Raw genomic sequence first — 21,215 nt, 5'->3', positions numbered from 1 at the left:
TTAAGCCAGCTCTCGATAGAGAGCTGGCCATAGTATTACTCGCTGAATGCTAAATTGTCGTTTTCAGGCTGCCAACTGCGCGTTCGCAAAGAATGCGAATGCAAGTTATAGGTGATGGTGGTTTTGTTGCCATCTTGATTAATACTGAATGTGATTTCAGTGTCGCTCCAAGAGACGTCTTCAAGTAGAAGCTCTGCGTTTTCCGATAGGTCGTGTAGCACCAAGGTGTTTAACGCGGTCGCATTGGAGCGAATCAAGGTGTACGCAAGGTTTGATGTTGCTGGGTTATCTGGCGCTTCACCTATCAAGACGTCGCACGGCGAACTGAACACCATTCTCTGATTAAATGGCGTTTGTCCTTCAATGGTGTAGCGATGGGAGTGTGCAGAAACCGAACTTAACTGACGTGTATTTGTCATTCGGTTTAGTGCGCCCGGTAGCGGGTTAGAGCAGTTCTCAAAGCTATCCGTGTCGGTATGCTCACCGCGAATGTGGTAAGTCAAATCCAACTGTTGCTGATGTGGGTTGGCAATCAGGTTTGCTTCGACATACGCTTCGCCAACACAGAACAATATACGTCTGAACATAATGTTCTGATAGGCCTTGCTATCCCACTGTTCGATAGTGTGGCTATCCACTTCCGCTGGTGGTTGGTTCCAATCGGCAAGCGTATCAATGACTTTGCAAATAGGTGAGTTAGAGAAGTGAAGCAATGTAGGGTCGATTGGCGATTGGTTCTGCTGATTAACGACAAGAGTGTTGTGCGTAGCGGTATTCTTGTAGTAGCCATAGTGCAGCTCTGCACCATATCCGGTGGTGCCGAGATCGGGCAAGATCTCCTTGCCATTTCGAACAATGATCAAGCCCAATCGATCGTAGTGATCGTGTTCACCGCCATATGGACTGTGCTTGAGAAGTAGCGAATGATCATTGTTTTGGTCGTAATGAATCGTTACGCCCGCTTGAGCGGTATGGATAGATTGACATTGCAGTGGCGCAGCTTTTGGAAGCTCATCGACGCCGTAAAGAAGTGCATCAATGTTATCTCTGGAGATATTTTGATAGATGCTGGTTAGAACACTCGCAAACTCATCACAAGGGTACTGCGCGTAGGCAAACTCAAACAAGTGGGAATGAGTAATGCGCTCTTGCCCGGCAATACAGTCATTAAGGCGCGGGAAGTCACCCGTATTCAGCACCAAGTTAAGTGGGAACTTGAGCATCTTCAGAAAGTTAGGATTTGAGCTTACTGAATGAGGCGTCGAGTAGGCGATCTTTTCAAAGTTCAACAGCGCTTGTAAGGCGTAGTAGTGATAGTGAATTGAGCCTTCAAACCACATCCCCTCTTCTGAGCAGCCGTGGTTAAGTTGATAGTGGATCCCGTAGTCAGTATTCAGAGCAAAATCGATGTAGCGGCTCTCTTCTAAGATAAGCCCAATGACACCAATCGTGGCGTTGATTTTCATCTCATGGTTGTGGAGCTGGTCAGTTCGGTACTCCATCAAAAACTCAGCCCCTTCACGAAGTAGGCGCTGTTCGATGTACGACTGCTCGTCAGCTGTTAGTTGCTCACGAATAAAGTCATAACCGCGAGCAAGGTCTAGGTGACAATTTGCTTCGCATAGGGTTTGCGCATTGGCTTTACCGGGGCCGTTGTAAGGGATACCACCATGAACTTCGTAATCCGGATAGTATTTAGCGGATTGAAGTAAGATGTCTTTAACCTTATCGAAGAAACGTTGCTCACCGGTTAGATTCCACAGTAAGCCAAGGTCGTAGCACGCTTTTGCATTCAGGCCATTTAGCCATCGCCACCAAGCGCCATCATAAGGTTCACCCGTGAACTCTTTGCCGTCAACAGGGCAGCAGTGCGAGAGGGGCTTTTCACGATCCCATGTTAGACGGACGCCATGCTCAGGGCAAAAGTAATAGAGGTTCCAAGTCGCACGGCCATCAGGCGGAACCAAGGTGTCGCTATTAAGCACAACACGATTGTCTTCTATTAGTTGGGCGATGGTTTGCTCAGAAGCGCGCTGTTTGATGGATTGAATTTGTTGTTCGCTAAACTGGATCATTGAGCATCCCCTGTGAGTTTGGATTGATGAAAATTAAAGTAGCGCTGTGCGTTGTAATAACAGATGTTTTCGATGGTTTCTTTGAGCAGAGCGTCGCTATTTGGAAGCTCGCCATTTTCAACCCAAGAGGCGAGTTGATTGCACAGTACACGGCGGAAATATTCGTGACGGCTCATGGAAAATACGTTGCGAGAGTCGGTTAACATACCGATGAATCGACCTAAGGCGCCCAAGTTCTTTAACGTGGTGAGCTGCGCTTCCATGCCGTCTTTGTGGTCGTTAAACCACCATGCTGCGCCAAACTGGATTTTTCCTGCGGCGGAGTCACTGTCTTGAAAAGCACCGGCAATACAACTGAGTAACGCATTATGGTTCGGATTGATGCTGTACAGCACCGTCTTCGGTAGTTGGTTGGTTAAATCTAATTGACTGAGAAGCTGGGTGAGATTTTCAGCAATGAGGCGATCATTCATCACACTAAATCCGGTGCCACCGCCAAGCTCCTGTTTTCTGCGTTCGTTAACGTTAACCAGCACACCAATATGAAGCTGCATTGCCCAGCCACGGCTGTGATAGTGTTGACCCAATTGGTTGAACAGATAAGAGCTAAGCTGTGTGCTTTCGATATCTTTAAGGGCTTGTCCGGTTAGAAGCTTCTCAAACAGTTGCTGAGCAACTTTATGGGAGCAAGGAGCAAAATTGACCTGCGTGAGACCAAGATCGGATAGTCGGCAGCCGACTTCATGGAATGCTTCGATTCGCTTTGAAATCGCGTGGAGGAAGTCGTTGATAGATACAATATGTAGCGAGGTCATTGTGCTTAATGTATCAATCATATTGCGAAAAGCGCTTGGCGATCCAAACGCAAATAAATCGTCGGCTCTGAATGTAGGGAGCACTTCGACGTCAAAGTCGGACTCTGCAATCAGTTTGTGATAGCGAAGATCAGAGAGTGGTGAGTCTGTCGTGCAAACTGTCGTGACCTTACACTGCTTCAATACACTCTGAGTGGTGAGTTTAGAAGTCCCAAGTTCAGCCTCACAGTGTGACCAAATGGCATCACAATTGTCTGGGTTTAATAGTAATGAGCAGTTGAAGAATCGCTCTAGCTCTAAGTGAGACCACTGGTAGAGCGGGTTTCCGAGTAGATAAGGAGCGGTTTTGACACCATTTTTCAAACTTTTCTTTGTCTGGCGCGTTGCCGGTTATGTAGTGTTCTTCAATGCCATTGCTTCGCATCGCCCTCCACAAATAGTGATCACTATGCAGCCAGCATTCGGCGATGTTACTCGCGCGATGGTTTTCCCAAATCTGCTTTGCATCTAGGTGATTGTGATAGTCAATGATCGGCATGGTTTTGGCATAGTCATGGAACAAGCGGCGAGCCAAATCCGAGGTTAAAAGAAAATCGTCATGGATGTATTGGTTCATGGGTCTCATCTCGAAATACTTTTTGTAACGTAGTGGTGACTAGTGGATTGCTAAACGCAAAATAGGGGCTGGTGGTCAGCCCCTTGTCACTCCGTTAACTCTGAGTTTGCAGGTTAAGTACTTTGGTTTCCTTGGCGCTTTTTAGCAGCAGAGCTCCTACGGTCAGTACCACGCCGCCACAGAACAAGAAGGCCATGCGACCCCAGAATGGATTTGGTATCAGTACCATGCAGACAACCAACACACCGAAGATTAAGATGAGCTTACCAAGCATGCTGCGCTGCTGGCGGTCGACCGCATCTTGTCCTTCTTCTTCAATAACAGGCGTTGCCACATCCGTCCAAAACTCGTTAAGTTCCGTTTTACGCTCGCCTTGTGGCTCTTTGTAGAATTTAGTGGTTAGGCAGAAGAAACCGCCGGTGAACACAAGGTGACCGATGATGCCATTCATGACCGTTAGGTCTGACGCCTCACGACTGGTGAAGCCGCCCTCGATACCGAGTAGGTTCGCAATGACATCAGGTGTGATGACAAAGCTCACCATGTAAGAGACCACCATACCGACTGCTAGCGTAGCCCAAGCTGCCCAATCCGGCGTCTTCTTAATAAACATGCCGAAGAACAGCGGTACTAGGATAGGCATTTGTAGCAATGTACTAACGTACATCATGGCATCAAATAGGCTTAATCCACGAAGCGAGTTGATGAACAGAGCAACTGCGATAATCAGCGCGCCAAACACCATAGTGACGCCTTGACTGACTCGCATCAGTTTTTTCTCAGATGCATTCTTATTAATAATAGGACTGTAGAAGTTACGAACGAAAACACCCGCGTTACGGTTAAGGCCTGAGTCCATTGACGACATGGTTGCCGCAAATACCGCTGACATAAGCAGGCCGACCATACCGACAGGCATTACTCGTTCAACGAATACCAGATAAACCGCATCCGCCGCTTTGCCGCCGAGTGCATCTGCGTGGGCTAGCGCCGCATCAGGGTAAAGAACCGCTGTTACCCATGGAGGCATGAACCAAATCGCCGGACCGATTAGCATAAGAACGAAGGCTAGAAGCGCTGCTTTACGCGCGTTGGTCGAGTCTTTAGCCGTCAAGAATCTGTAAGAATCTTGCATGTTGTTGATGTTTTGGAGCTGCTTAACAAACATGAAGATGAACCAGGCTACGAACAGTAACGGGTAGTTCATGTTTGGCCCCATAACAGAGTCTGCTGGGAACTGCTCAATTAAGTTGCTTGGACCGCCGATCTTTATGAGAGCTGCAACGGCACATACAACGGTGACCGCCATGATGACCACCATTTGCACAAAGTCGGACGCCACTACACCCCAAGAACCGCCGATCACAGAGATAAACAGAACAATCAGCCGGTAACGACAATGGTTGTTTCGATATCGATTTTGAATACTGCACTAACGAATAACGCCAGACCGTTTAGCCAAATACCGGTGTAAACAATGCTGGTTGGCATGGTTGCCCAGGTAAATACCTGCTCGTTTGTCGAACCAAAGCGGCGACGAACCCCTTCTACAGGTGTCACAACGCGCATTTGACGGAAGCGGTAAGAGAAAAACAGCCAAGACAGCAAAAAGCCGAATGCATTGGCCATGAAAATAACCATGATAGGGAAGCCATCAGTAAAGGCTTTGCCTGCTGCCCCGGTGAATGTCCAAGCACTGAACTGGGTCATGAAGGCTGTAGAACCACCATCCACCACAGCATTTTGCCGCCCCCGCGAAAGTAATCACTGGTCGAGCTACCCGCTAGACGTTTGAATATGACACCTACAGCGATCATGAAGACGAAGTAGACACCGACAACAACAATGTCAATATTCATTATACTTACCTCTAAAATGAAATTACTTAAATCAAAAAAATAAAACACCGGTTCATTATTGCTTTAAGTGTGTCGCTATTGCCAAAAAACTGTGCATTTTTGTGATGAATGAAACGGTTTTTCATTTTTTTTAGATTGTGCTTGGCTTTTTGTCATGAGGTTTCATCAGCGCACTGTAGGCTTCTCGTCTTGGTTAACGTGCCTTATATGTCGATCTAGTCACCCAGTCCCAAGCTTTGTAAGACTAAGGCTAGCGCCTTCAGGCCATGTTGAGTAGGCATCTAGACCGTTTGTTTGGACTACCTATGACAATATCAGCAACCATCATTCATGTGTGTTGCGCATTTTTTGATCGCGTTAACACAAAATCATATCTCCAGAAATAATTAGTTACACAGGTCACATTATGCCTAAACGGCCTTTATAAAAACGTCATTTATCAAATAATGAAACGGAGTTTTAAAAATGATTTTAGATTAGAAAGAAAATGTGAAAGGAGTTCAGAATGAATGTCGATATGCTCGTCGTGGGCGTTTACTTTATCTTTATGATAGCGATAGGCGTCATCTTTAAACGCTTCGCGGGTAGTTCTACCAGTGACTACTTTAGAGGCGGCGGTAAAATGCTCTGGTGGATGGTCGGCTCAACAGCCTTTATGACCCAGTTTAGTGCGTGGACCTTTACTGGAGCAGCAGGTAAAGCGTTTACCGATGGTTTCCCTATCATGGTCGTATTTATGGCCAACGCATTTGGCTTCCTACTTTCTTGGTTGTTCTTCTCATATCGTTTCCGCCAAATGCGTGTAGTAACACCGATTGAGGGCGTTCGTCGTCGTTTTGGTGGCACCAACGAGCAAGTATTTACTTGGGCAACGATGCCAACCAGCATTGTCTACACCGGTATTTGGTTGAATGGTCTAGCCCTGTTTGTCAGTGCGGTATTTAAAGTAGATATCGAGACGACCATCGTTGTTACTGGCTTGATTGTTCTGTTTATTTCCGTAATTGGCGGCGCTTGGGGCGTTGTGGCATCTGACTTTGTTCAGATGGTGGTCATCATGGCGGTGACCGTCGTGTGTGCGGTAGCAGCCTTAGTTAAGATTGGTGGTCCAACCAACCTTATCGAGCAGTTCCCTGCCGATTCAATCATGGGTTCTGATATGAACTATCCATTGCTGTTCGTGGCATGGTTCATCTTCATGTTTGTTAAGCAGCTCCAAAACATCAACAACATGCAAGACTCTTATCGCTTCCTTACGGCTAAAGATTCGACCAATGCGCGCAAAGCAGCATTACTTGCGTTTGTTCTTATGCTGATTGGTCCAGCGATTTGGTTCTTGCCACCTTGGGTAACGGCGGTGATGTACCCAGATGCAGCCACGGTTCATGCGGCAGAGCTGGGTAAAAAAGCAGCGGATGCGGTTTACCTAGTCTTCGTTGAGAATGCGATGCCTGTTGGTATGGTGGGTCTACTTATGTCAGCGGTATTTGCGGCGACCATGTCTTCTATGGACTCTGGCCTTAACCGTAACTCCGGTATCTTCGTTCGCAACTTCTACGCGCCAATCCTTGATAAGAAGGCTGACGACAAGAAACTGATGCGTGTGAGCCAAATCGTCACTATGTGTTTTGGTGGTCTGATTATTCTCGTCGCACTGTTCATCAACTCACTTCGCGGATTGAGCCTATTCGATGCGATGATGTACGTTAGTACATTGCTGCAGATGCCTATCCTAGTTCCACTGTTCTTCGGTATTTTCATCAAGAAGACGCCAGACTGGGCAGCATGGGCAACACTGGTTGTCGGTATCATCGTTTCTTACCTTGTTAGCTTTGTGATTACTGCTGATGTGGTAGCTAACTGGCTGAACCTCGATACGCCATTTACCGGTCGTGAAGCGAAAGATCTTAAGGTTCTACTGGGCATCATGGGTCACCTATTCATCACTGGTGGTTTCTTCTGTTTAACAACTCGATTCTACAAAGAGCCAGTGGGTGAGCGCGAGTCTGAGCTAACTGAGTTCTGGAATGATGTTGCTACTCCAGTTGTAGAAGAAGCTGGTCAAGACGAGCTGGATCGTCAACAGCGCAACATGCTAGGCAAACTAATCCTCGTCTTCGGTGTGCTAGTGACGCTAATGGTGCTCATCCCGAACCCATTCTGGGGACGAATGGCGTTCGTCTTCTGTGGTGCGGTGATTGTTACAGTAGGTAGTTTGCTTCTTAAGAGTGCAAAACAAGCGGATAAGCTAACAGCAAGTACCGCTACATAATCTGATTAACCCCCATTGAGGAGCTACGCAGTTCACAGTAGCTCCTTTTTTTTAACCATTAACAAAAAGAAAAAATCTAAAACACGGAAGGGAGATCCAATCGTGAAAATGAACGTGAACACACTCGCCATACTGATACCTCTAACACTATATAGCGCTTCTGGTCTTTCTGCTCCAGGTTATAAACAAGGCGCAACGTTACCTGCGACATTTCAAAACACTATTTACGCGGCTGATCATGGCGTTATCGCAGATGATGGCATCGATGACTCTGCAGCACTGCAAGCCATAATTGACAATGATGTGACTGCTTCCACAAGTCAAAATACGGTGATTGTATTGCCAAAGGGCATGATCAACCTGAGCGATGAAATCCATATCGATAAGTCAGGGTTGGTTATCAAAGGGGCAGGTAGCGATCCTGCCACGGGTACGCAAATTGTCGTCAGATCTTGGTCACCTTATGGTGTGGATGCGAGCAATGCGCCTGAGTTTGATAAGAAATACTGGCCAGGCTTTGGCGTATTTCGTGTCGAAACTCGAGAAAAGCATGTTAAAGAACCAGCTTACGAAGGGAGCGTCAACTTTCACTGGAAACACAGTATTGAGTTTTCACAACCAGCCAAAATGGGTGACACAACGCTTTTCTTAGAGTCCGGGAAAGCTAGCGAGTTTAGTCAAGGCGACCTCATCTACGTAGGCGCAGCAAGTGACAAAGCGTTTTTAGACAAGGGACAGGTGCCAGAGTCGAGAAGAAGTGGTAGTCACTTGAAAACGGGTCATATGCGTACACAGATTTTTAAAGTGGCAGCAGTGAATACTGGCAATAATACCGTCACACTTGATGGCGCTCTAGAGTTCGATATCCCGCTAAACAATGAAAGTGGTTATAACAGCCGTGTTATGCCTGTCAGTGCGGTAGAAAACTTTGGCCTGCAAGACTTCTTCCTGACCATGGATACAAAAGGCAGTCATTGTGAAGGCTACAACCGCAACCAGTTTTCGGCGAGCAACCCCAATGGGGTCTTATATCGGTATGAGAATGTATGTGCACAAGATGCAATTCACGGCATCATTCTCAAGTGGGCATACAATGGCTGGGTTGATAATGTTCGTATCGACATGATTGGTTCACACCCTATTGTTAGTGAGTTTGCTAAAGCGGTCACTATCTCCAATAACATGATCGACGGTTCGTGGAATAAAGGTGCTGGTGGCAATGGGTACGTTCGTGGCTCCAAGTTGTACAACAGCTGGATTCACAATAACGATATTCGCAACATTCGACACCTAGCCCTTCAGTGGTCTGCGACTGGAAATGTCGTTGAGCACAATACACTCAACGTTGATATGAACTTCCATGGGGGCTGGGAGCGCAACAACTTAGTTCGCTCTAACGATATTGCAGTGCCGTTTGAGCATCGCAGTTGGTCCAATGGCGCGCCAGAATCGGGAGCAACGTGGCAACCGATTTGGGTTGGGTCGGGCGACCATGCAAGTAAGTGGTCAGGACCAACAGGACCCAACAATGTTCTAGTTAACAATACGCTGAAGAAGGCAAAGAGCTCGGGTGACAGTATTACTCGCTGGGGACTGTTTGATGAGCCGGATGTAGAGTATGCGCTCAACTGGGATGGCAGCAATTACCAACATCTCAATATTAATGGAGAGCCAATAGCGACTTGGAATCAAACATTGGCAGAGGGCGTGCATCAACAGATACCAACCTCTGGTGTTACTGTTGCGGGAGGTTCTTGGCCTCCAGAAGGGGTTGAACCAGAAGAGCCGGTTGATCCCGTTGATCCTCCCGTATCTGAAGGGTGTGATGCTGTAACCCAATACAGTTGGGGGCAGAAAATGGAGTTGGATCTATCCCAAGCAACCTGTTTAGCGATTGATAGAGATCTCGCGGGGAAAACCGTACAAGTATGGGATAGTGATGCAAATAGTCACTGTGATTTTAGGGGAACGTTATCCAGTGTTGATGGCAGCGGTTCAATGAGCGTGACATCAAACTATGTCAGCGGAAACACTCTCACTGGCAAAGTAGTGAAATTTAGTTCAAGCAACAATTGCCAGTACGTAAAATTTAGATCTTATTAGAACTAATTTATCTAAAGTAATATAAAAGGGCTCTTTATGAGCCCTTTTTATATTTATAGCGGCAGGAATTAGTCATAGATTAATAAATTTGACCGAAGTCACAATTATCACTATTAATATATATCTAATTTAATAAAATGATCATGATCGACTTTTTGAACCGATGTTTCACTTATCATTGTTTCAGTTTCAATAAGGAGGTTTATAATGATAAATAAAAGTGTGGTTGCTATTTCGCTCGCCCTGTCCTGGGGAGCAATAGCGGGTGGTGTCGACTTTATTTCATATGATTCAGCTGCGCTTGAATATAACAAGCAACATCTAACGATGAAACAAGGCTCTATAGATACATTAGTTGAAAAAGCAGAGCAGGCGCTCAACGCCGAAATAGATCCGGTGACGAACAAAACTCTGTTGCCAGCCAGTGGTGACAAACACGATTATTTTAGCTTTGGCCCATATTGGTGGCCGAATCCGGATACTGAAGATGGCTTACCTTATGTGCGCCGTGATGGTGAATACAATATGGCCACTAAAAGCGCAGCAACGGATAAGCAGCGTTTTATCCGCTTTGCTAAAGATGTGACAGACCTGAGTCTCGCTTATTATTTCACGGATAATCAAGCATATGCAGATAAGGCGAAAGCTCAGCTTATAGCATGGTTTGTTGATCCAAAGACACGAATGAACCCTAACCTCAACCATGCTCAAGCAATCCCAGGAATTGTTGATGGCCGTGGTATTGGCATAATTGATAGTCGCTTACTTATCCCAGTACTGGATAGTATCAACATCTTACAAGAGCAACTAGATCCGAAAGACTATCAGGCCATGGTTACTTGGTTTAGTGAATTTAATCAATGGCTTCTAACCAGTAATCATGGTTTTGAAGAGGACAATTGGCACAACAATCACGGTACGTGGTATGACGCACAAGTGGCTGCTTTTGCCATTTTTGTTGGGCAAGAAGATATTGCAAAGCAGCGCTTGAGAATCACGCAGATGCGCCGAATCGGCAGTCAATTTGATATGCATGGTCGTCAACATGGAGAGCTAGAACGGACTCGCCCTTGGCATTATTCAAACTTCAACCTAGAAGCCTACAGTCATCTTGGTCATTTTGGAGACAAGCTTGGCATTGACGTTTGGAATTATGAAGTTGATAAGCACTCTTTAGCAAAAGGTTATCAATATATCGCTAAACATGCTAATCAACCGGATAAGTGGCAATACAAAGAATTAAAAGGCTTTGATGGTTCGAAAGCCTATGTGAATTTACTTTATGCGCAGAAGGCATATGGTGAGCCGGTATTTACCGACGCTATTTCTGAGCTGAGTAAAGAAAAAGTAAATAGCAAAAAAGTTGCAAATCTATTATTCAAATAAAAGGAATTAAACTGTGTCTAAGGTTTATAAAATAGCTACAACTGCGGTTGTGGCATTGGTTGCTAGTGCCTCTGTTTCTGCGGCATCTCTCGATTTTCGTCAAGAATATAAACATGAAAGTGAAACATATGCTAGTCGCGTTAAGCTTGGGGCTGGCGTTGGGAATATGTATTTTGGCGTTGAAGCGATGCAGAAGGGGAAACCATTTTCAGAATGGCAATCGAAAGGCAACGAATTCGACTTCGGCTACAAATACAAAATTGATGACAATTGGATGCTTATACCGGGTATGCCAATTACGTTCTTCCCTGTCACGTGACCTATAAACCGCAGCTTCGCGCTCAGTACTCTTTTGATTCAGGGGTTGTCACTAAGCTTCGCTATCGTCATGAGTTCCGTAACTTCTCTGATGATCGTTCTTCTGAACAGAAGAGCAAAGTCACGGCGAACCTTGATTATAAATACAATGGGTTTCAGTTTGGCCTAGAAGCGAACTATGAGAAAGGTTTGGATGACCAAGTGTTATTCGACAACGGTGACACCAACTGGGACGCATTGTTCAAACTTGGCTATAAAGGCGAAGACTGGAGTTGGCGCCCATATGTTGAGTTCGCCAATGTTTCGGTATCGAGCTCTTCAAGCGATCGTCAGCTACGAAGCCGTATCGGCATTACTTATAGCTTCTAGAGTAGAGGTCTACTTTAACTGATTGTCCGCATGGCCACACTAGATTGTTAGTGTGGCCATTTTTTATAGTGAGGGATTATGACATTGATAAAAAAGGGCGCACTGCTGCTGATTACAGCGATGTTGGGTATCGCGTTGATTGTGTTTGTCAGCTTGGATTCAATAAAAACATCTTTAGTCGAAACCAAAAAGCATGAGGTGGCCTCGCTACTCTCGTTTGCAAAGAAGCAAGCATCGGATGCCATCTTGCAAAGCCGCTCTCCAGAAGAGGCTGAGCAGCGCGTTATTGCGGTGCTGTCTACCTATCGCTTGGGTAACGCTTACATTTGGGCGAATGACCATAATGCTATGGCTCGCGTGCATGTGCGTGGCGAAAAACTGGGGACCTTCCAAAGCTCTTATGCACGGCATGTAAACCTACTGAGGGATAAGGAGTTCAACTATGTTGTCGGCGAGGTGAGCAAACCAAACTCGTCAGAAAAAGTGACCAAGGTGAGTGCGATTACGATGATCCCTGAGCTGAAATGGGTGATGGGGCTTGGAATATATATGGACGATGTTGACGAAAGTTATCAGCAGCTTGTGACACGTCTTTTGATCTACAGCGGCGGAATCTTAATGGTGATATTGCTGATAATCGGTCTCATTGCGCGCAGTATTTATCGTTCTGTAGGTGGTGAGCCGAGTATCGTTGTTTCGTTAACGAAGCGAATAGCAGATGGGCACTTAGCTCAATCTGTTGCTCAGTCAGTACCACGAGGCAGCATTCTAGAGTCGGTTCGCCAGATGCAGGCTTCATTGAAGCGGTTTGTCGATAAAATCAGTTCGGTTTCGGTGATGATCAATCAGTCCACCGATAGTTTAGATCGTAATGTCGCGGCAACAACGGAGAGTCTCGGTCAAATCCGTTCGATTTCAGATGACACTCTCAACTCTATGAAGGCTCTTGAACTCAGTATTGAGGAAATCAATATAGGTATTGATAAGGCACAATCGAATAGTTTGCAGTCTCAAACTTTGTCTGAGGAGGGAGTTGCGGCAATTCAATCCATGGAGGGCTCGGTTGAGGACATTCGTGTTAGTCTAGATGGTTCACTGCACAGTTTTGGTCTGTTAGCAGCAAAATACGAGCAGATCACAGGGGTTGTAGAGGTGATTCAAGGTATCGCAGAACAGACCAACCTGTTAGCTCTCAATGCAGCCATTGAAGCAGCGAGAGCGGGCGATCAAGGGCGTGGTTTTGCTGTGGTCGCTGATGAGGTTCGAAGTCTAGCGGCTAGGACGTCGGATGCAACGGTGGAAATCTCTAAAATGAGTGAGCATATTTTGTCGGAGTCAGAACATGTTTCCAGTGACTTGAGAGGCCTACTTGAAAAAATTTCGCAAAGCGAGGTCAAATCTGAACAGGTTGGTGTGATTTTCAGTCAAGTGAAGCAAGGTGCGAGTGATGTTCAGAGTATTGTCGCTGATTTAAAGCAGTCGACAAAAAATGAGTTGACCATTTCTGAGCAGGTGTATCTATCCATTGAGCAACTGCTCAAAGTTCAAGAAGCAAACTTGAATCGAATTGAGCAGTTTTCATTGAGCTCCATCGAACTCAAGCGGTTATCTGACGACCTACAATCCAACAGTCATGGATTTGAGAAGAGCGTATAGCGGCACGTTAAAAAACAGCTGCGTAGTATTTTAAGGTCGATAAATTACCTCACTGAGCGGACGATGACAGAGCTTTAGCCTTTTGACCTGTGCCAAAAATAGCTCGGCACATCCTAGTGCATCACTGGCCGCTGAGTGAGCGTAATAATCAGGTAAATTATAATGTTGCCGCAGGTCATCGAGTTGAAAGCTGGAATGTCCTCGATTTTTCCCTAAGTAGCTAAATCGTTTCTCAAGCAATAAGGTGTCTACCATGTAACAAGGTAGCCTTTCAATTTGGTAGCGCCTTTTAAGGTATGATGACAAAAAGCCAAACTCAATACCTGCGCTGTGGGCAATGATGGTTTTGCCCCGAAGAAGCTCGATCAATCGGTCGAGCGCAAGCTCAGCTTCTACGCCTTGTTCTCGAACTTGCGTCGGCATAATTTCATGAACGACGGCGCTTTCCGGTCGAATAGTCACATCTTGTCGCAAAATCACTTCACTGACACTGGTTAAATCAATTTCTTCGTAGTTTAACTCCACCGTTCCAATCGACAGGATCCTATCAGAGTTTGGTTCTAACCCCGTCGTTTCAAAATCGAGGGCAACAAACTGTTGTTCGGACACAGGGCGCTGTGCATTGGGGAGAGGGTGGGCAAAGTAATGCTCAAGTGCATGAGAAGGCCAGTGTTTGGCTTGCATGGATTGGTGCAGAGCTTCGATGTTATCGCCTTTCGAGAAGAGCTTTTGTAGGGTTTTGGCCAACATATTAGAACCCGCTTAAAAATTTGAGTTTAGCGACATCCTGCAGTTCACTAATGATCTTGAAGGCGTCTTTTAGGTGCTTGCGTTCAAAACTGCTGAACTCATCAGGGCGGATGTTGTTATCTGGGGTATCGCCACGCACTTGGGCGTTGAGTTGGTGTCTAAACCGAACCTGCATCAGAAAGCGGTAAGCGCCAATGATGTTATCGCAACTGTCTTGAGACAAGGTGCCTTGCTCCACGGCATACCGAAAACGCTCTTCTGTTCCTGTCAAAGAGCCTCCAGCGGCTAGGCTGTATATGCGAGCGAGGTCGATAATCAGGTTCAAGGCAAACTTTTTGATGTTGAGTGACTTAGTGTTGTCTCCGCTTTTTTCAAGAACCAGACTGTTGAAAATGCCAAGTGGTGGCGACGTTTCGATGGCATCACGTGTCAGGGCTGGGATAAAGCGAGGGTTTGCATGAATTGTCTGGTGTAGATGGTTTTGAAGCGTATCGACAAGTTCTGCATTCCCGTAGACACAGCGTATCTCCATGAAGACACTGATACTGAGCAGTTTGTTGTACTCAGGACTGGCTACCCATTTCGTATAGTAGTCTTTCCAGCGACTTACATTCTGGTTCCACTTGGCTGTAGCAGCCATGTATTTACCGCTGCACAAAGGGTAGCCAACGGCTGCGAGTCCGTTACACACGCGCATGGCAAAGTAGGCAAAGTAGTATCGGTCATTCTCGGTTGCATTTTCTGCAAGAACCAAAGCATTGTCTTGATCTGACAGCATATGCACTTCGTTACGTGCATGAGAACCAGCTACCATCCATGCATAATCACAAGGCGGTGGGCCGAGCACTTCTTCGGTTAGTTGGATTATTCGCCTATTGAACGCATCCATGATCATCGACATGACCTGGCCATGAATCTCGGCACTCACGCCACTTTCGACTAAGGCTTGGAAAATGGATTCCTTTTCATCTCGAAGATTCGCAAGGGCACTTATCGAGTTCGCGTATTTGATCTTTTCAATCAGAAATAGCGACTGAGTTCGATGGTTGTGAACTAAGTGAGTGGTGGTCAACAAGCCCTTTACCTCGTGATTAGCAATAACGGGCAGGCAGCGAATATTGTATTGCAGCATAAGTGAAATCGCTTGAATTACTTTGTCTTCGCTGTTTATCAAGATTGGATTGCGAGTCATGACTTCATGTATCGGTTGATGGGTATCCACCCCTTGGGCAACAACATGTTGTGTCATATCTCGGTCCGTGACCAAACCAACGATTTCGCTTCCTTTAAGTACCACGGCACATGAACTGCGGCGTTTGCCACACATGGCTTTGGCGACGTCAATGATTGAGTCGTCATAGTTAGAGACTGTGATATTTTCGCTAGCGACTTCACCAACAGTCCGAAAAAACAGGCTTTTGTCTTCTTTATTGACGATCGAGCGTATCGCAGAGTGTAATCGTGTTTTGGCCGTAGCCGCAAAGTAGTCTTTGATCTCGGGATGCTGTTCGCACGTTTCTTGGATGTTAGCGTGCGGTATGAGGTAAAGCAGCGAGTCTTCAATCGCTTCAGCTCGATAGCCATCTTCAGCTTCTTTAAGCGGCTCTAGGAAAGTAAATCCAAATTGATCTTCCTCTCCAAGCCGAGCTCGCAACTTATTGATCTGGGTTCGCTGCTCAATAGCACCTTTTCGAATCACATAGAGGTAACGCTTCTCGCACATGGAATGAAATTCAATACTTTCCCCTTTGGCGAGGTATTTGACGGTCACCGAGCTGGCCAGCGATTCAACGACGGGTTTTGGAAGAAGATCGAAAGGATCGAGATGAATCAAGAAATCAAGAATATTGTTTGAAGCTGAGGTTCCCATATTAATCCCTTAAATGAAATGGCGTTTCAATAAATTCTTTGGTGGCAAAAAAAGCAGCACGTGTGCTGCTTCTTTCTTTTATCAATGTCAAATAGGGTACTTATGGTAGCCCAAATGCTCAGAAACGTTACGTCCTGCTGCATGGAGAAGAGCGATATATTCTTGTTTACGGCTTTCCTCGAATCGAATCGTAGGGAATGAAACTGAGATAGCCGCAATAGGAGCGCCAAATCGGTCGTAAACCGGAACCGCTATACAGCGCAGTCCTGGCTCTTGCTCTTCATTGTCTTCACCAAAGTGTTGCTCACGAACGAGGTTTAACTCTTCAAGCAACTGGTCTACGTTTTCATGCGTATGTTGTGTGTGTTTCTTAAACTCAACGTCAGCCAATAGATTTCGCACTTCCTGCTCATCCATATGAGACATGAGTACTTTGCCAATCGCGGTGCTGTAAAGCGGATTACGGCGACCGATGCGAGAGTGCATACGTAGATGATAACTAGAGTCAATTTTGTGCAGGTAGATGATGGAATCTTCGTCAATGGAGCTAGGTGAACCGTCTCATTGATTATCTTAGAGATTTTCGCCATCTCAGTGTTGGCAAGGTCAATAAGGTCGACATGCTCTAGAGCCTTTGAACCCAGCTCAAACAATTTTAGTGTCAGTGCGTATTTATCGGCTTCCCCTTCCTGCTCAACAAAACCAAGTGTCTTCATTGTCTGCAAAAAGCGATAGGTTGTCGCTTTTGACATCATTAAACGTTGAGAGAGCTCTGATACTCCGATCTCTTTTTGATCAGCCAGCGCTGAGAGAATGTTAAATACTTTTAGTACTGACGATACGGCTTCTGGTTGAGTTGATTTTTCCATTTCACGCTCTGTGTCATTTTCAATAGCTGCAGATTATACCTGACATGTTTAAATGAGTCAGTAGTTTCGAAAAGCCATTTCATTTATTTAAAACCAAGTTGTGAGACATTTATCACATTCAAGAGAACGAAACTAAAAAATTAAAACGCAATTTCAAAAATAACTTTCAGGTGTGTCATTTTTTGTGTAATGTAGATTTCAACAGAGTGAACACCCCCTTTAATCGTTCACCACACATTCACTACAAAGGAACAGACTATGATTCTTGATTCGTTTAGCCTTGAGGGCAAAGTAGCAGTAGTAACTGGTTGTGATACTGGCCTTGGCCAAGGAATGGCTCTTGGACTTGCTAAAGCAGGTTGTGACATCGTTGGTGTCAACATTGTTGAACCGTCAGAGACGATTGCGATGATGGCGGAGACGGGTCGTAAGTTTATTGATATTCGCGCTAACTTAATGAAGCTAGACGACATTCCAGGCATCGTTGATCGAGCGGTTACCGAGTTAGGTCGCATTGACATTTTGGTAAATAATGCCGGCATCATTCGTCGCAATGACGCCATCGACTTCTCGGAGCAAGATTGGGATGACGTGATGAATATCAACATCAAGTCGGTGTTCTTTATGTCACAAGCGGTGGCTAAGCAGTTCATCGCCCAAGGCGAAGGCGGCAAAATTATCAACGTGGCTTCCATGCTGTCATTCCAAGGTGGTATTCGAGTGCCGTCTTACACGGCTTCGAAAAGTGGTGTAATGGGTGTGACTCGCTTGATGGCCAACGAATGGGCAAAAGAAGGCATTAATGTGAATGCGATTGCACCGGGTTACATGGCGACAAACAACACAGCAGCGCTTCGCGCCGATGAGAAGCGTAACGCTGAAATTCTAGAGCGTATTCCAGCTGACCGTTGGGGCACGCCGGAAGATCTCGCTGGCCCATGTGTGTTCCTAGCATCAAAAGCTTCAGACTACATTAATGGTTATACCATTGCCGTTGATGGTGGTTGGCTATCTCGCTAACGGGATTGAGAGAAGATGATTGACCTATTTTCTGTCGGCCAGGCATTGGGTTTTTTGAGTTTTGGGTTAGGAATCTCCACCTTTTACCAAAAAGATGACAGGCAGCTCAAAATTTCGATGTTGGCCTTTAATATCAATCATCTTCTCCACTTTTTATTACTAGGTTCAACCGTCTCAGCGGTTGCAGCTGGATTGTCGGCTGTCAGAACGTTGGCGTCGATACATACTCGCTCCAAACTTGTGGCGGTATTTTTCATAGTTGTTGCTGGTGGTTTTGGGTTCTGGATTGCTGATGGTATAGGGCAACTGTGGTCAATATTTGGCACTGTGATAGGGACATTCTCAATGTTTGTCCTCAGCGGTGTGGCCATGCGTATCGGCTTTTTGATGGGCGCCACATGTTGGCTTATCAACAACATACTGGTTGGCTCAATTGGTGGTACGTTATTGGAAGCGACGATTATAGTGACGAACCTAGTGACCATTTATCGTTTACGTAAATCAAGTGATTTAGTGGTGAGCAAATCACAAACACAATAGGCTTTTACCCATGTTCGTATTTAACAAAGATATACAGTTAGAAGATTTAGGTGACGGTGTAAGCCGCAAGGTACTTGCACACAACGACAACATGATGTCGGTTGAAGTCCATTTTGAGAAAGGTGCGGTTGGCGCGATGCATTCTCATCCTCATGAGCAGCTTACATATGTACTGTCGGGCGCTTTTGAGTTTACGATTGGTGAAGAAAAGCACATCGTCAAGGCAGGTGACACTATGTATAAGCAGCCAGATATTGAGCACGGCTGTGTGTGTGTTGAAGCGGGTGTGTTAATTGATACGTTCACACCAATGCGCAAAGATTTTGTTTAAGATTTAACTATTGACGAACCTTTTCGTCGGGGAATTACTATGAAAATTGCACTAATGATGGAAAACAGCCAAGCACCTAAGAATGCTATGGTTGCAGCGGAACTGAACTCTGTAGCAGGTGGCCTAGGTCATGACGTATACAACGTTGGTATGACAGATGAAAATGACCACCACCTAACTTACATTCACCTTGGTATCATGGCGAGCATTCTTTTGAATTCAAAAGCGGTGGACTTTGTCGTGACTGGCTGTGGCACAGGCCAAGGGGCGTTGATGGCAAGTAACCTTCACCCAGGTGTGGTATGTGGTTACTGCCTAGAACCATCTGATGCATTCCTTTTTAACCAGATTAACAATGGTAATGCGATTTCATTGGCATTTGCGAAAGGCTTTGGCTGGGCTGGTGAGCTGAACGTTCGTTACATCTTTGAAAAAGCGTTTACTGGCGCACGCGGCGAAGGTTACCCAGTTGAGCGAGTTGTGCCTCAGCAGCAAAATGCAGCGATCCTTAATGATGTTAAGGCTGCTGTTTGCAAAGACGTTGTGGCGTCACTAAAAGCGATTGATCAAGATCTCGTTAAACAAGCTGTTGGCAGCGCTCAGTTCCAAGAGTGTTTCTTTGCTAACTGTCAAGTCACTGAAATTGCGGAATACGTTCGCACTTTGATTGACTAGTTTGATTTGACTCCAAGTAACCTCAGAACCCTCGAATCCTTGTCTCTGGGGTTACTTTAATCAAACGTTGCACCACGTAGTGGTTTTTTATTATTTGTTTTGATGTCCATATCGGGATTTCTCCAGCCAGTGTTATTACTGGCTTTTTTTTATCGACAATAATGAGCTGATTTTATTGTCAATTTCTCACCATTTCATCGGTAATTCATGCTCACTCTCAAAACCAAAATCTGATATTGAACCACAAGAATGTACTCTTAAAGTTGTATATTAAGTTTACTTTTTGAAATGGAATGTTCAGCATGAATAGTGAGTATTTTAACAGCGTTAATCGCTATCGATACTTTTACAACATCCGCCCCGGAGACACATTAAGCAAGGTCATTCTCAAAATCTACCATCATCGTTATGGCAGTGATGGCTATCGTCTGGCGCTTGATCAAATCCTCACCGACAACCCAGAAATCCAACACCCTGATAAAGTTCGTATTGGCCAAGCGATTTCACTCCGCCCCCTGAATAGTCAACCCGCCTCTACCTCTCCCGTCGCGAGTCAATTCGCGCCAAACCCAGCCATTTCAAAGGAAGATAAAACGCAGTTTGAGCGAACCATGAAGCAGATGCCTCAAGAGCAACAAGATCTGTTTTGGGCTCTGTCCTGGTTAGAGGATGCCTGGGGACCGGCGAGTACGGGCGCTGGGGTGACGTTTGCGTCTATGGGGATACTGTTGGGAGGCGAAGGGAAAGGAAATATAGCTAAACTCGCGGAGATTGAGAAAGTCTACCAACAGTACAAATTAGGTGTGTTGACAAAAGGTCAATATGATTATCATCGCAGCAAGATTCTGAAATCCGTTGCCCAAAACTTTGGACCTATTGAAAAAGTACTTTTTAAAGGGAAAAAGGCACGGGAAGCTATGCGGATATCAAGAGCTGGTGGAGTCTCTAGCACAGTCGCATTACGCAAGAATACGCAGAGACTAGCAGCACTATCATCTGGAGCAGCACGAGGTGGTACGCTTCTTACAGCTGTTGGTATAGGCGTTTCCTGTCATCAAATCTCGAGTTCGAGTTCCATAGCGAAGAAAAATGAAATTTTTGTAGAGACGGTAGCAAGCAATTTAGTGGGGATAGCCGCTGGTGTCGCAATATCACTTGTTGTTGGTGTCTCTTCGATTGGTTGGTTTGCGGCGCTGAGTATTGCTGCCGTATCTGCAGGTATAGGTTATGCCAGTGGAAAAACAGGAGCCCATTTCTATAAGAAGTTAGTTCCAGATTTGAATCTTGTTTCGATAACCGGTGTAGATAAAGTATGCTCTCAGTAGTTCAGATACTTTTTGTTAGCTTCTTAGTAGTGGGTATATTCATGGCCTTTTGGTTCGTGGTTGTCGGAGCAATATTATGTTTTGTTACTCCCAAAAGTATAAAACAGTACGCATTTACCACGGATCATTATACTGAGGTAGAGCTGGCAGTCGTGTCGGGCTTTCATTTTGTGGCCTTAATACATGGTATCGCATTGATGACAGTGATAGTTATGCCCAAGCTAGCGAAACGCAGAGGACTAACAGAAATAAGAACTGTCTGTCCTACTAGATTTGTTAGGGTTTGCTATTGCTATATTGGAATTTTATGGACATCAGCTATAACAACCATATTGTGTTTCGTTTTGGTTATTGTGCTTGAACTTC

Annotated in this window: 14 protein-coding genes and 3 pseudogenes; 10 read left to right on the top strand and 7 right to left on the bottom strand. The window is 45.5% G+C overall.

The features are described from left to right. Positions 1 to 35: 35 nt before the first annotated feature. The 4 genes and pseudogenes from TZ48_RS00155 to TZ48_RS00145 all read right to left on the bottom strand — a co-directional run bounded on the left by TZ48_RS00155 (position 36) and on the right by TZ48_RS00145 (position 5,365). Positions 36 to 2,075 carry a heparinase II/III domain-containing protein gene (locus tag TZ48_RS00155; protein WP_112477814.1) on the bottom strand — a complete coding sequence of 680 codons (2,040 nt, stop codon included), beginning with the start codon at positions 2,073 to 2,075 and terminating at the stop codon, positions 36 to 38. Beyond that, positions 2,072 to 3,253, bottom strand: coding sequence for a glucuronate isomerase (uxaC, locus tag TZ48_RS00150; protein ID WP_275426383.1), 1,182 nt, complete (start codon positions 3,251 to 3,253; stop codon positions 2,072 to 2,074). Before uxaC ends, TZ48_RS00155 begins: the two co-directional genes overlap by 4 nt. After that, entirely contained in the window at positions 3,135 to 3,506 is a 372-nt protein-coding gene (locus TZ48_RS25630; protein ID WP_275426382.1) for a glucuronate isomerase, read from the bottom strand. The genes uxaC and TZ48_RS25630 overlap by 119 nt, the downstream gene beginning before the upstream one ends. A gap of 94 nt (positions 3,507 to 3,600) precedes the next feature. Beyond that, a pseudogene (locus tag TZ48_RS00145) lies at positions 3,601 to 5,365 on the bottom strand (sodium:solute symporter family protein). A gap of 505 nt (positions 5,366 to 5,870) precedes the next feature. Between TZ48_RS00145 and TZ48_RS00140 the strand changes: the two are divergent. The 5 genes and pseudogenes from TZ48_RS00140 to TZ48_RS00120 all read left to right on the top strand — a co-directional run bounded on the left by TZ48_RS00140 (position 5,871) and on the right by TZ48_RS00120 (position 13,469). Continuing rightward, positions 5,871 to 7,637, top strand: coding sequence for a sodium:solute symporter family protein (locus tag TZ48_RS00140; protein WP_112477813.1), 1,767 nt, complete (start codon positions 5,871 to 5,873; stop codon positions 7,635 to 7,637). A gap of 102 nt (positions 7,638 to 7,739) precedes the next feature. Then, entirely contained in the window at positions 7,740 to 9,740 is a 2,001-nt protein-coding gene (locus tag TZ48_RS00135) for a pectate lyase family protein (protein WP_112477812.1), read from the top strand. A gap of 207 nt (positions 9,741 to 9,947) precedes the next feature. Beyond that, positions 9,948 to 11,126 (top strand): alginate lyase family protein, encoded by a 1,179-nt coding sequence (locus TZ48_RS00130; protein WP_112477811.1) that lies wholly within the window; start codon positions 9,948 to 9,950, stop codon positions 11,124 to 11,126. Between the two features lie 13 nt (positions 11,127 to 11,139). Then, positions 11,140 to 11,813, top strand: a pseudogene (locus TZ48_RS00125) (oligogalacturonate-specific porin KdgM family protein). A gap of 78 nt (positions 11,814 to 11,891) precedes the next feature. Further along, the gene (locus TZ48_RS00120) at positions 11,892 to 13,469 is read left to right on the top strand and encodes a methyl-accepting chemotaxis protein (protein WP_112477810.1); all 1,578 of its coding nucleotides are present in this window, start codon (positions 11,892 to 11,894) and stop codon (positions 13,467 to 13,469) included. Between the two features lie 30 nt (positions 13,470 to 13,499). Here the strand turns inward: TZ48_RS00120 and TZ48_RS00115 are convergent, their stop codons facing one another. The 3 genes and pseudogenes from TZ48_RS00115 to kdgR form a co-directional block, all read right to left on the bottom strand. Then, complete coding sequence (locus TZ48_RS00115) at positions 13,500 to 14,219, bottom strand: 3'-5' exonuclease (protein ID WP_112477809.1); 720 nt, start codon at positions 14,217 to 14,219, stop codon at positions 13,500 to 13,502. A 1-nt stretch (position 14,220) separates the two neighbouring features. Beyond that, on the bottom strand, positions 14,221 to 16,089 hold the full coding sequence (locus TZ48_RS00110) for a DUF294 nucleotidyltransferase-like domain-containing protein (protein WP_112477808.1): 1,869 nt from the start codon (positions 16,087 to 16,089) through the stop codon (positions 14,221 to 14,223). Between the two features lie 87 nt (positions 16,090 to 16,176). Further along, positions 16,177 to 16,958 (bottom strand): annotated as a pseudogene (kdgR, locus tag TZ48_RS00105) (DNA-binding transcriptional regulator KdgR). 258 nt (positions 16,959 to 17,216) lie between these two features. Between kdgR and kduD the strand changes: the two are divergent. The 5 genes from kduD (at position 17,217) to TZ48_RS00080 (ending at position 20,849) form a co-directional block, all read left to right on the top strand. Further along, a complete protein-coding gene (gene kduD / locus TZ48_RS00100; protein ID WP_112477807.1) occupies positions 17,217 to 17,978 on the top strand; it encodes a 2-dehydro-3-deoxy-D-gluconate 5-dehydrogenase KduD in 762 nt (253 codons plus the stop codon). Positions 17,979 to 17,993: 15 nt separating this feature from the next. After that, on the top strand, positions 17,994 to 18,518 hold the full coding sequence (locus tag TZ48_RS00095; protein ID WP_112477806.1) for a YgjV family protein: 525 nt from the start codon (positions 17,994 to 17,996) through the stop codon (positions 18,516 to 18,518). 10 nt (positions 18,519 to 18,528) lie between these two features. Continuing rightward, positions 18,529 to 18,849, top strand: a complete 321-nt coding sequence (locus TZ48_RS00090) for a cupin domain-containing protein (protein ID WP_112459914.1) — start codon at positions 18,529 to 18,531, stop codon at positions 18,847 to 18,849. A 39-nt stretch (positions 18,850 to 18,888) separates the two neighbouring features. Next, positions 18,889 to 19,524 (top strand): RpiB/LacA/LacB family sugar-phosphate isomerase, encoded by a 636-nt coding sequence (locus TZ48_RS00085; RefSeq protein WP_112477805.1) that lies wholly within the window; start codon positions 18,889 to 18,891, stop codon positions 19,522 to 19,524. Between the two features lie 302 nt (positions 19,525 to 19,826). After that, entirely contained in the window at positions 19,827 to 20,849 is a 1,023-nt protein-coding gene (locus TZ48_RS00080) for an alpha/beta hydrolase family protein (RefSeq protein WP_112477804.1), read from the top strand. Positions 20,850 to 21,215: the final 366 nt, after the last annotated feature.

The organism is Vibrio variabilis (assembly GCF_003263785.1).
Lineage (GTDB): Bacteria > Pseudomonadota > Gammaproteobacteria > Enterobacterales > Vibrionaceae > Vibrio > Vibrio variabilis.
This window is presented reverse-complemented; position numbering and strand designations above follow the sequence as displayed.

Excerpts from the sequence above, each read along its gene's own strand:
- TZ48_RS00155 (WP_112477814.1), bottom strand. The coding sequence starts at position 2,075 with ATGATCCAGTTTAGCGAACAACAAATTCAATCCATCAAACAGCGCGCT.
- TZ48_RS25630 (WP_275426382.1), bottom strand. The coding sequence starts at position 3,506 with ATGAACCAATACATCCATGACGATTTTCTTTTAACCTCGGATTTGGCT.
- TZ48_RS00140 (WP_112477813.1), top strand. The coding sequence starts at position 5,871 with ATGAATGTCGATATGCTCGTCGTGGGCGTTTACTTTATCTTTATGATA.
- TZ48_RS00130 (WP_112477811.1), top strand. The coding sequence starts at position 9,948 with ATGATAAATAAAAGTGTGGTTGCTATTTCGCTCGCCCTGTCCTGGGGA.
- TZ48_RS00120 (WP_112477810.1), top strand. The coding sequence starts at position 11,892 with ATGACATTGATAAAAAAGGGCGCACTGCTGCTGATTACAGCGATGTTG.
- TZ48_RS00115 (WP_112477809.1), bottom strand. The coding sequence starts at position 14,219 with ATGTTGGCCAAAACCCTACAAAAGCTCTTCTCGAAAGGCGATAACATC.
- TZ48_RS00110 (WP_112477808.1), bottom strand. The coding sequence starts at position 16,089 with ATGGGAACCTCAGCTTCAAACAATATTCTTGATTTCTTGATTCATCTC.
- kduD (WP_112477807.1), top strand. The coding sequence starts at position 17,217 with ATGATTCTTGATTCGTTTAGCCTTGAGGGCAAAGTAGCAGTAGTAACT.
- TZ48_RS00095 (WP_112477806.1), top strand. The coding sequence starts at position 17,994 with ATGATTGACCTATTTTCTGTCGGCCAGGCATTGGGTTTTTTGAGTTTT.
- TZ48_RS00090 (WP_112459914.1), top strand. The coding sequence starts at position 18,529 with ATGTTCGTATTTAACAAAGATATACAGTTAGAAGATTTAGGTGACGGT.
- TZ48_RS00085 (WP_112477805.1), top strand. The coding sequence starts at position 18,889 with ATGAAAATTGCACTAATGATGGAAAACAGCCAAGCACCTAAGAATGCT.
- TZ48_RS00080 (WP_112477804.1), top strand. The coding sequence starts at position 19,827 with ATGAATAGTGAGTATTTTAACAGCGTTAATCGCTATCGATACTTTTAC.